Here is a 12,102-nt window from a genome sequence, read left to right as displayed (position 1 = left end):
CTCGTTTCCCGTTTATTTCAGCGACATAGGGTTTCTTCTCCTCTGAAATACTAAGACCTGATTCCCAGCCAAATTTTGAAGAGTAACCTAAAACCTCTCCTGTCCATCCATGACCAACACGATGATGAATAAGACCTCTTTTTTGCAATTCTTTATCCAACCTATCACTCAATTCTTGTACTAATTCATTTGAGAATTTTTCTTTATTTAGATATGGATTAAATTCATGTTCATACCAACGTTTCAAAAAAGAGTAAGGATTTTCAAACTGGATGAAAAAACTGTTCATTCCAATCTTAGGTAGCCAATCAATGAAATCTAGTATATTTTCAAATGAATCCGCTCCCTCTATACATACTCCCCTATGATAGTAACTGGCTGTTTCATCTATAGATAGCTGTTTATCTAAAAAATCTTCAAATCGTAACTCTGGAACAAAGTCATGTCCGCGCCCTGGTCTAGTATACACAACCCCAAATTCATGAAACATTCGGTAAATTCCAATAAGTAAACCTACAATTGTATTAGACTCAATTCTTCCCTTACCCTTGTCTAATGAGATAAGAACATGGTCTTTTCTATCCTCTTTATTGACTAATCCTACAAAAATATCCGCTTCCTTCTCCTCGACAAGTTCTATGTCAGTCTTAAAGACCCGATTCATATAGTAACTCAATTCCTCTAAGGCGAAGCTAGAATAAGCATTTTTCTGCTGATCAAATACTCTGATAACCATCTTATTTCCCTCCATCAGTAGCTTTTTCTTTTTCAAGATTGCGTTTATCTGCAATTTTGAAGAATGGATAATAAATTGCCACAGAAACCAAAATTAACACAACTTGTAATAGAGCTCCTCGCCAACTAGCCCCTGTCGCAAGGAATCCTCCTATGATCGGTGGCATTGTCCACGGAAGAATTACACCTGTTGTATAAGGTACTAATCCTACAGCCATTGATACATAGGTAATTAAGGCATTGATTGTAGGAGTAGCAATAAACGGAATCAGCATAATCGGATTTAAAACCGTTGGAAACGTAAATAGAATAGCTGTATTGATATTAAAGATAGACGGTATAATAGCTAGCTTACCTAATGTTTTATTAGCACGACTCTTACTAAATAGGAAGAGACAAATCGCAAGACCAATAGTCGCTCCACCGCCACCAATAAATACAAATAAATCTTTAAACGGTAATGTAATAATGTGTTGTAGGGTTTGTCCTGCAGCCACAGCTTCTTGGTTTTCTGTAGTAAATTGTAACCAAACTGGATCTACAAAAGCATTTAAAACTTGTCCCCCGTTAACTCCACAGAACCAAAAGAATGAGTTTACAATAACACATAAAATCATACCTGGAAGTGTTCCTGCAATTAACTTAAGCGGCGTTCCAACAATTGCACCTAAAAGTCCGTTGAGACCTCCTGCAACTCCTGCTGCTTCCAGACCTTTTAAGACCAAAGCCCACAAAACAAAAGTAGTAAAACCAGGTAAAAGAGCTGAAAATGATTTACTGACCACATCTGGGACACCATTTGGCATTTTTATCGTAATTCCGCGTTGGATAAAAATACGATAAATCTCTGCTGTAACCAATCCAATGGTAATCGCCATAAACAAAGAAGACGCATTCAGGCTAGAAAATGGTATTGCGCCGCCAAATAACTGCTTGACCTGCTCCCCATTTTTATCATAAACCATACTTGAAAACGAGGGGCCATCAATACAAAACTGGATAAGGCTATGATCCCTGCAGACGGACCATCTGTACCATATCCTTCCGACAACCTGTAGGCAATACCGAAACAAGCGACCAAGGAGATAATCGCTACTGTTGACTGATTCATAGTTGTCAAGATACTTAGCAATCCAACACTATTCAGCCAATTTGTAAAAGCCTCTTGAGGCCAACTGATTAGAATAAGAAATAAAGAGCCGACTAAAATCAAAGGCATTGCCATCATAAATCCTTCACGAATAGCTTTCAAATGCCGTTGGTTACCAACTTTTTCACCAAACGGAGCGACTTTCGTTTCTAAAAACGTTAAAATATTGTTCATCACCGGAACTCCTTTTTTATTTTTATAAATTAAATATACCACTAACAGAAAGCGTTGTCAATATATTTTTTGCTGTTTTTACAATATTTTTTTCTTTGTATATAATAATAATTTTAATTGATTTTTTCTTATGTTTAATATAAAATAAACCAAAGGAGGAAACAAATGATTACAAAACAATCAGCCTTTTTACAAAATAGAGCCACTATACTGGAGTTTCTATATCGAAATCCAGCAACATCCCGTACAGATATTGTTAATGAAACAGGACTTACTCCAGCAACAACGACTAACATCATAAAAGATCTAAGTGAACAATCCCTCATATACGAAACTGGTGATGAATTTAGCGAGTTTTCCGGATCTGGAAGACGTAGAAAAACTATTTCTATCACAGATAATATCCCATATGTTGTTGGAGGTATTGAAATAAACGTCCTAGGTATCTTTCTCAGTCTATGTGACTTACAAGGGAAAACTCTTTTCGAGACAGAAATTTTGAATGAAGATTATCCTATTTCAGAAATCAATTCCACCATTACCAATATGATAAAAACAGCTATAGAGTACGTCCCTTTGGAGACAAAATTACTTGGATTTGGCTTATCGATACCTGGACATTATAACAAAGACTCCGGAAGCATCATTACAAATAACCCCATATGGGAATCTTTTAATTTATTAAATGTAATTAAAGATTTCAATTTTCCTTTTATTGTAAAAAATAATATCGATTGTATGGCTATAGGACAATACCTTTTTAATCCACACAATACCCCCGATAACTTTATTTTCCTACACGCTGGATTAGGTATTTACACTTCCTTTTTCACAAAAGAAAAATAGGAGCCTCTAAAAATCCTTATATCGGAGAAATTGGACACACCATTGTCGAATTGAATGGGCAATATTGTGAATGCGGAAAAAAGGTTGTTTACAAACATATATTTCGGATGCTTGGTTAATCAAACATGCCCAATTATTATTTAAAAATTCTCAACTAACTGTACTAAAAAGCCTTGTAAAAACTGAAAAAGACATTTATTTAGATACCCTTTTAACAGCTTACAACTTAGGTGACTCTGCTTTACGCCAACAAATTGATAAAGGAGTCAATTTATTGGCCACTTCTATTGCAAATCTTCTCCTCATCAATCCTGCTGATAAAATCTATATCAACAGTCAATTGCTTAATTATCAACCTTTCACTCATGAAGTCAGGGATAAAATCCAAGATCAACTCCACTTTGTTCCCTTTACTCGTAATATAGAAATTGAAATTTTACCTTACAACAAACATCGTGGAAGTATAGGAGCTTGTGCATTAGCTATCGTTGCTTTTTTCATAGAGCATAACAATGTATTACAAGATATTATTTCACCTTAATATATATTAGAAATCTATAGACCTGTTTAAATCAACTATAACCTGTAGTAAATATCTCGTATTTAGACAATATGAAAACAAGACGACTTCCATATAGGAAACCGCCTTCTCGCTATGTTGCATGAAACTGTAAAAATAGATGAAATTGATAGCGGTAGTCAAATCAAAAGGTATCATAACTCTAAAAGGTCACAATATATAAGTTCATCCTCGGAAAAATATCATTCTAATTATTGAAATGCCTACATGAAAAGAAACGTTAAATGCTCATAAAACAACGAATACAGGTATCAAAACTGTGACAAAATAAGTCCCTAAATTTACTAAAAACACTGCTCAACTTTACACCTGTAAATGGTTGTTGTATAATAAAGTTACAAAGATGTACGACCACACTGTTGTAAATCATAGTGTTCGCGAATATATTACTGATAGCATTTCTACAAATACAATTGAAGAGGCTGGATAGGGTTTAAACGAAATATGTCAGTGTTTTGGCATTCCTAGCCTTCATATCATTTAAAGAATTGTATAGATAAAATTTTTCCCAATACAGACACTCGTAACAACTGCTTCATTTTTCTACCAACATATTTAGGAACAAGATAAGATACAAGAGGATCAATCCATAAATCAGTTCTATACCAATCTAAGACAAATAAGCTAAGAAAACGATTGATAATAAGCAAATGGATTCCAAATTTTCTCTATCTCCTCATTTTAATAAACAATACTAGTGTAACTATCCTTCCAGTCAGAAGCTTGTCAAATCACACCGAAAATTCTTCTAAAATTTATCTCGTTAGGCAATCAAGCAAAAACTCGACGATAGTACAAACATTATCATACAGGATTGACTTCCTAAATTATATACTTTAGTAAGGTTTTCGGATAAGAAAAAAGGTTCATTTTACATTTCTAAACACTCTTTTCTAATACGAGCTAATTAAAAAAACTACATTTTTAAATATAAACTACAATAAGATAAACTAAATTCCATAGGAGGAAGACAATGGATTGGTACGATTATATGATACAGGCATCCAAACAATCACAATTCAACGCAAGCCATTGGTTTCGCTATTTGCGAAAAGTTATTTTTGAAGACTATTCTTATTTAACAAACCAAGATGTAGAAAAGTTGCTAGACTCCGAAGAACTAACCCATTTTCAAAAAATTAGCTTGAAGTATGCCTTTCAAGAGCATACTCCAACTCATAAATATGTGATTTCATTAAATAAACCTGCTAAGTTAACCAATGTTCAAAAATTGATGGAGAAATACAAGCATGGATAAAATGAAACCGGTCTTCCAAGCCCTAAATAAGGAATTAATTCAGGAAAATCTGACTTTAACAATTATCTGTGTCGGTGGTTATGTCTTAGAATATCATGGTTTACGTGCCACACAAGATGTTGATGCTTTTTATGACCAAAATCAGAAAATCAATGAAATTATTGCTCGTGTAGGAGAACAGTTTAATCTTAACACCCACGAAGAGTTATGGCTCAACAATCATGTTGCAAATATGAACAAACAACCTCCCTTAAGTTTATGTGAATCCTTGTACTCATTTGAGAATCTGACCGTTTTAGTAGTCCCTATTGAGTATGTGTTAGGAATGAAGATGATGAGTATCAGGGAGCAGGATTTGAAAGATATTGGTGCAATTATTAAATACAAAAACTTTCATTCACCATTCGATACCTTTAAATATTTAAAAGATATGGGATTTGATACTATTGACCTCTCTGTTCTATTAGAAGGTTTTAGTTATGCTTATGGTATGGATTGGTTAGAAAAATTTTTTAAAGAAAATCAAGATAAACTTCGCGAATTTTATTAACAGTATTAAACAAGATGATTGTCAATTAGCCAGTCGTCTTGTTTTTATGATGGAATGAAATAAAATCGGAACAAATCGCTTAGAGAATTCCAGTCAATTTCTAGCACTGTTTGAGCCGTTTCAGCGGACTATTTCAGATTCGGTCCACTATTCCTTCCCAAAAACATTGCATATTGGGCCGAAGGAATTGCTCACACTATCCCAAGCACAAAACCCTCAGTCGACTGACCGAGGGTTCCTTATTTCATTATTCAAGAACTTGATTAGCTCAACGCATCCAAGGCATCATCCATTGAAAGAACTTCGTGGAAGACACGTTGTGTCAATTCAGTTTTTTGTTCTGGAGTGAGGTATTTAGTGTTTACACAGTATCCAGAGATACGTACGATAACATCTTCACCTGACATGATCTTTTCGTAAACATCGTTCAAGTCCATAACGTTCAAGTTAACGTGTTGTCCACCGTTTTCAAAGTAACCATCAAGGATTGTTACCAAGTTATCAACTTGTTCGTCACGAGTCTTACCAAGAGCACGAGGTGATACTTGTGTAGTCAATGAGATACCATCAGCTGCATAACTAAAGTCAAGGCTAGAAAGTGAGTTCAAGTTTTGCAACCATCCACCTTTAGCTTTGTTAGATGGGTTAGCACCTGGTGAGAAGAATTCAAGTTTAGACAAGTTCACAGAGCCATCTTCGTTGAGGTATACACCTTTGTGGACTGGTGAGTTACCAGTTTGTTTAGAGTAAGCAACGTTAGATGTGATTGTCAAAAGTGATACAGTAGCTTCTGCGTCTTTGTAAAGTTTGTGGCTACGTAGACGAGTTGTGTAAGCTTCGATCAACCATTCTGCCAATTCGTTTGAACGTGGGTCATCTTCACCCCAACGTGGGTATTCACCGATTGTTTCATAATCGTAGATGTAGCCATTTTCATCACGGATTGGTTTAACTGTAGCGTATTTGATAGCTGACAATGTATCAACAGTGTTAGCAAATCCACAGATACCGAATCCCATGTTGGCACGTTGTTTAGTTGGCAAGAAGGCCATTTGAACAGCTTCATAGTTGTACTTATCAGTCATATAGTGGATGATATTCAAAGCATCTACATAAGTGTCAGTCAACCAGTCAAGAGATTTTTCAAAGTTAGCTTTAACTGATTCAAATTCAAGAACTTCGTCACGGATTGGTTCGATGTCAAATACTTTGTAGTCTTTGTGAACATCGTCGTAACCACCGTTCAAACCAGTAAGAAGGGCTTTCAATACGTTTACACGCGCACCGAAGTACTGGATGTTGTGGCGTTGTTCTTCATTTTCTGGGTCAAGTGGAGACACACAGCATGAGATACAGCTCATTTCCCCATATCCGTCTTTAGCCATTGTTGTTACACCTTCGTATTGGATAGAAGAGTGTTTGTGGCTCATGTGCATACAGTAGCGACGGAAGTTGTATGGCAATTTATCAGTCCAAAGAACTGTCAAGTTTGGTTCTGGAGAGTTACCGATGTTGTCAAGAGTGTTCAAGAAACGGTAGTCCATCTTAGTAACACGGTGACGACCGTCGTTACCCATACCAGCCATAGAAGTTGTGATGAAAGTTGGGTCACCTGAGTACAATTGGTCGTAAGCTTTTGTACGAGCAAATTTAACTGTACGAAGTTTCATAACGAAATCATCAACGAATTCTTGGATTTCTGATTCAGTAAATGTACCACGAGCAAGGTCACGTTCTGCAAAGATGTCCAATACGATTGGTACACGTCCTAGGGATGTAGCAGCACCGTTGATAACACGGCAGACAGCCATGAAGGCGATGTTAACCCATTGGATAGCTTCTTTAACGTTCATCGCTGGTTTGCGAACATCAACTCCGTAAAGGTCACCCAAGCGAACAACTTGTTGCAATGCTTGGTATTGAAGGTTGATTTCTTCACGAAGACGGATTGTTTCTTCATCGATTTCTTCAATTGCATTCCAGTCGTTTACTTTTTCTTGCATCAAGTAGTCTGCACCGTAAAGAGCAAGACGTGCGTAAACACCGATGATACGTCCGCGTGAGTATGCATCTGGAAGACCAGTTACAGTGTGTGCGTGACGAGCGCGACGGATGTTTGAAGTGTAGGCACGGAAGATACCGTCGTTAACTGTTGTTACGTATTTAGTAAAGATTTCGTGAACAGCTGGATCTGGTTCGTATCCATTTTCCTTCAAAGTAGTTTCAGCCATACGGATACCACCTTTTGGCATGAAGTTCAATTTGAAGAGTTCATCGTTTTGGATACCGAAGATAACTTCGTTTTCTTTATCGATAAATCCTGCTGGGATATCAGCGATAGATGTTGGACGAGTGTCCATTGGGAAACGAGTTTCTTCGTAGTGAGCCTTCGTTTCTTCTACAATTTTTTTGATGTGAAGTGAACGTTCTGTTGGTCCAGCAAGGAAGCTTTCATCTCCATCGTAAGGTGTGTAGTTAGCTTGTACGAAGCGTGATACACTTGCTTTTTCTTTCCAATCTACGCCTTTGAAGCCTTCCCAAGCTTTGTCAAAAATATCTTGTGCTTCAACAACTGTTTTAACAACCATGTTAATGTCCTCTTTTTTCTTTCTAGTAACAACCATCTGTTACATTCATGAGTCAAGTATACCATACAGTAACCGATTTCAACAAGTGAAAATTCCCTATTTTTACACTTTCTTTTCTAAAACAGTCTACATTTTATTTCAAACTGTATTATATTTTTGAAAAAATAAAGTCCTTTTTTCTTTTTTTCAGAAAAAAAGGTATAATAAAAGAAAATAAGCGGTAAAAAGGGGGCTAGACATGTTGATTTTTCCTTTGTTAAATGATTTGTCAAGAAAAATCATCCATATTGACATGGATGCCTTTTTTGCTGCAGTGGAAATCAGGGATAATCCTAAACTCAGAGGAAAACCTGTCATTATCGGAAGCGACCCTCGGCAAACAGGTGGACGTGGTGTCGTTTCCACTTGTAGCTATGAGGCTCGAGTTTTTGGTGTCCATTCAGCCATGAGCTCCAAGGAAGCCTACGAACGTTGTCCCCAGGCAGTCTTTATCTCAGGGAATTATGAAAAATACAAGACTGTGGGACTCCAGATTCGAGCTATCTTTAAGCGCTATACAGATTTGATTGAACCTATGAGTATTGACGAAGCCTATTTGGATGTAACAGAAAATAAACTCGGTATCAAGTCAGCGGTCAAAATCGCTCGCCTCATTCAAGAGGATATCTGGCAAGAACTCCATCTAACTGCTTCTGCTGGCGTTTCTTACAACAAATTCTTAGCTAAAATGGCCAGTGATTATCAAAAACCACATGGTCTGACAGTGATTCTACCTGACCAGGCTGAAGATTTTCTCAAACAAATGGATATTTCCAAGTTTCATGGAGTAGGAAAAAAGACGGTGGAACGGCTTCATCACATGGGTGTTTTTACCGGCGCTGATTTGCTTGAAGTCCCTGAAGTGACCCTAATAGACCGCTTTGGCAGACTGGGCTATGACCTGTATCGAAAGGCTCGTGGTATTCACAATTCCCCCGTCAAATCCAATCGCATCCGTAAATCAATCGGCAAGGAGAAAACCTATGGAAAGATTCTCCGTGCCGAGGAAGATATCAAAAAAGAGCTGACTCTCCTATCAGAAAGAGTCGCTCTCAATCTCAGTCAACAAGAAAAAGCTGGAAAAATTGTCATTTTGAAAATCCGCTACGAGGACTTTTCAACTCTTACCAAACGAAAAAGTCTGGCCCAAAAAACACAGGATGCTAGCCAGATAAGCAAAATAGCCCTGCAACTCTATGAAGAGTTAAACGAGAAAGAAAGAGGTGTCCGCCTGTTGGGAATTACCGTGACTGGATTTTAAAACCTTGAAGAGCTGCCCCTTCAAGGTTTTTCTTATACAAATAAACGAACAAAGCTATACAGTAGCAAAACACTACCAAGCACGATACGGTATTTACCGAAAAGGGTAAAGTCGTGTTTTTTCACATAACTTGTCAAGAAACGAATAGCCACCATGCTGACTGCAAAGGCCACTCCCATCGCAACCAAGAGCAAGAACAATTGCCCAAAGCTCAAGAGCTGTCCTGCTTTCACAAATTTGAAAATCTTTAAGGCACTAGCTCCAAACATAACAGGAATCCCTAGATAGAAAGTAAATTCTGTCACAACAGAACGACTGGTTCCATTCAATAAACCACCGACAATCGTTGCCCCAGAACGACTCGTTCCTGGTAAAAGGGCAAGAACTTGGAAGAGTCCAATATAGAAAGCGGTCGTATAAGGAAGCTTGTCCAACTCTGTTACACTTGGCTCGATAGCACGTGCTTTATTGCGCTTTTCCAAATAGATAAAGGCAATCCCGTAGATAATCAACATGAGAGCAACAGAAACCATGTTATGGAAGTGGGTATCAAACCAATCATCAAATTTAAAGACGGCAAGTAAAGGCAAAGTGGCAACCAAGACCTTCAACCACAGTCTCCAAGTCTTATGAACTTCCTGCTTGTCCTTAGTCGGTTTGAACGGATTGAGCTTGTTAAAGTAAATGACCATAACCGCCAAAATAGCACCAAGCTGAATCACGACATTAAACATGGACATAAAGGCTTCGTTTTGATTTTGGTATTGGATAAATTCCTCTGCTAGAATCAAGTGACCTGTACTAGAGATCGGCAACCATTCCGTAATTCCTTCAACAATCCCGAAGAAGATAGATTTTAAAATTTCAATAAGATACATAGATTACTCCTTTTTCTATCTTCCATTATAGCATACTTTTTTCAGTCTGTGGCAGTTCTCTCTAAAAGGCGCCGATACTGCCACCGCCACCGCCTCCAGAGAAGCCACCGCCAGAACTTCCATTTCCAGAAGATACGGAGTAGGTACTTGCTGTATTTGCGACGCTGGCATAATGGCTCATTTGCGCGCTTGAATGATAAAACATACTATGCCAGCCATAAGCTACATAAAGATTGATATCTGGATTTTCCACTTGAATATGGTGAACCTTCATCAAATGACTAACCTTGTCCGCATAGCCAAATAGGGTTGCATAGACCAAGAGGCGATTCCAGACTACAATACTTTCCAACTCTGCCTGATCCAATCGTGCAATCTCACGCAACATATTTTCAAAACTGGTCCAGAGATAGTAGACCTCAGCTCCCGCTTCATTTAGGACACCATCACGATTATCTAATCGAAGCTTCCAGTAATAGAAAACAGCCAAAACCAAACCTAGAAAACCAAGTATTGGCAAGGGGAGGTAAAGATAGCCATAAACGTCTAAACTGTACAAGAACAAACCAAATCCGATAAATAGGGGTAGGATAGTAGAGACCCCCATACCCACTTGCAAGGCCTTTTCCCCACCAGTTAAAGGACGATAATAATCTGGGAGCCCCCAGAAGGAAACTCGACTTCTCACTCCTTCTTGCATCTCTTTCAATACTTCTTCAAAAGAAGATTTGAGCTGACGCCCCTTTGCTTGAATCCGTTTTTCATCAGCAGTTTTGGCTCCACGATAAAGACTATCAGATACCTTGTAATCCGCAAACAAATTGGAAAGAGTTTCTTCTTTTTTGCCTGAAAAAGCCAGATTTAGACAGTCTTTCTCAAAGCTTGACAAACCATCTTCTTTGACCAGCCTCAAACCAACTGCATCTCCTTCTGAAATAATAGAGACATTCCCACGGTCTATCACATCTAGCAAGGTAGCTTGAATAAGTTGGTCAAAGGTAAATTTACCTGCTCCTTTTGTTAGAGGACTCACTTCCTCCAAGGAGGTCGAGTAGACAGCCTCTGATAAAACCATAGGCTCTAATTCCATTGGTGGTTCGTAGAGACGATGATTTTTAGCATATTTGACTGAAGGAGTGGTTTTTCTTCTATAAATAAAATAGAAGCAAATACTCAATAACAAGGAGATAGAAAGTATCGAAGGAAAGACCCAAGTAAGGAGTTGTTTACTTTGCTCTTTTTCTTTAACAATCGAGTCTTCTACCTTATTAAATTCTTCTAAATGATTTCCTTTCAATCCCTGATCCCTAGCGCTAGCAAAATCAGTTCGAGGCCAATAGGCATGCAATTCAACTCCACGCTTAGCCGGAAGATTGTCCAAACGAATAGTATAATCAAGGCTACTCTTTTCAATCGTTCCCTCTCTAAAAAGTTTGCCTGTATGGAAAAAGAGTTTTTCAGCCCCCTTCTCTCCCCTTACATGAAATTCAAACTTTCCAATAGCCCCTGAACTATCTGTTAAAGGCTGCCAATTTAATTCAGCGATGTCATCATATAGGAAAAGCAAATTTTTTAAGTTCCATGTAAGCTCAACTTCAACTGTGTCGCCATCTTGACCTGGATTATAAACTTTAACAGTATAACCATCTGCTCCTTCTGTTACTTCGCTCGTAACATCTGTCAGTTCAGCACCATTTTTCGCAGCCTGAACCTTTGGATGAGGATCAATGTCAAATCCACTAGGCATCTTGCCAGCACGTCCAAGTCCCACAATTTGGCCCTTAAAGTCCTCCTCAAACTGATAAACTATCTTTTGTCTAAATTCTGCCGTATTGTCTGCATGAATATACAAATCTCCTTGATAAGAGTTTATCTTGAAATCAATGGCAAAAACAGAGAATGGCAGAAGGCAAAACAAGCCTAACACTAGTAAGAAAAAAGTTTTTTTCATCAACTAAGCCCCCTTTTTATCTTTGCTATCATTATATCATTTTTTCTCAAGTAAGGGCTTACTTATGTTGAAAAATTACGCATTTTTCGATA

6 protein-coding genes and 3 pseudogenes are annotated in these 12,102 nt (G+C 37.7%); 4 read left to right on the top strand and 5 right to left on the bottom strand.

Going from position 1 to position 12,102, the window contains the following annotated elements; translation table 11 throughout:
* Both HMPREF9957_RS04700 and HMPREF9957_RS04695 read right to left on the bottom strand, forming a co-directional pair.
* Positions 1-736, bottom strand: a pseudogene (locus tag HMPREF9957_RS04700) (DUF4838 domain-containing protein); the annotation flags it as partial.
* A 1-nt stretch (position 737) separates the two neighbouring features.
* Positions 738-2,059, bottom strand: a pseudogene (locus HMPREF9957_RS04695) (PTS sugar transporter subunit IIC).
* Positions 2,060-2,224: 165 nt separating this feature from the next.
* On the opposite strand from HMPREF9957_RS04695, the pseudogene HMPREF9957_RS04690 reads away from it, so the two are divergent.
* From HMPREF9957_RS04690 to HMPREF9957_RS04670, 3 genes and pseudogenes are all read left to right on the top strand, one after another.
* Positions 2,225-3,446, top strand: a pseudogene (locus tag HMPREF9957_RS04690) (ROK family transcriptional regulator).
* A gap of 1,012 nt (positions 3,447-4,458) precedes the next feature.
* Positions 4,459-4,743: a hypothetical protein gene (locus HMPREF9957_RS04675; RefSeq protein WP_000384128.1), complete on the top strand. Its 285-nt coding sequence runs from the start codon at positions 4,459-4,461 to the stop codon at positions 4,741-4,743.
* On the top strand, positions 4,736-5,293 hold the full coding sequence (locus tag HMPREF9957_RS04670) for a DUF6036 family nucleotidyltransferase (RefSeq protein WP_000359823.1): 558 nt from the start codon (positions 4,736-4,738) through the stop codon (positions 5,291-5,293). The genes HMPREF9957_RS04675 and HMPREF9957_RS04670 overlap by 8 nt, the downstream gene beginning before the upstream one ends.
* Positions 5,294-5,556: 263 nt before the next feature.
* Here the strand turns inward: HMPREF9957_RS04670 and pflB are convergent, their stop codons facing one another.
* Positions 5,557-7,881, bottom strand: a complete 2,325-nt coding sequence (gene pflB / locus HMPREF9957_RS04665) for a formate C-acetyltransferase (protein WP_000260628.1) — start codon at positions 7,879-7,881, stop codon at positions 5,557-5,559.
* 238 nt (positions 7,882-8,119) lie between these two features.
* Here pflB and dinB point away from each other — a divergent pair, with 238 nt between their 5' ends.
* Complete coding sequence (gene dinB / locus HMPREF9957_RS04660) at positions 8,120-9,181, top strand: DNA polymerase IV (RefSeq protein ID WP_000904601.1); 1,062 nt, start codon at positions 8,120-8,122, stop codon at positions 9,179-9,181.
* 32 nt (positions 9,182-9,213) lie between these two features.
* On the opposite strand, the gene HMPREF9957_RS04655 is transcribed toward dinB, so the two are convergent.
* On the bottom strand, positions 9,214-10,059 hold the full coding sequence (locus tag HMPREF9957_RS04655) for an undecaprenyl-diphosphate phosphatase (RefSeq protein ID WP_000280767.1): 846 nt from the start codon (positions 10,057-10,059) through the stop codon (positions 9,214-9,216).
* 61 nt (positions 10,060-10,120) lie between these two features.
* Complete coding sequence (locus HMPREF9957_RS04650) at positions 10,121-12,010, bottom strand: DUF2207 domain-containing protein (RefSeq protein WP_000750625.1); 1,890 nt, start codon at positions 12,008-12,010, stop codon at positions 10,121-10,123.
* Between the last annotated feature and the right edge of the window lie 92 nt (positions 12,011-12,102).

Origin of the sequence: Streptococcus mitis SK1080, assembly GCF_000220085.1 — a bacterium.
GTDB classification, from domain to species: domain Bacteria; phylum Bacillota; class Bacilli; order Lactobacillales; family Streptococcaceae; genus Streptococcus; species Streptococcus mitis_K.
Note: the sequence above shows the minus strand (reverse complement) of the source record. Positions and strands in the feature narration are given on the sequence as shown.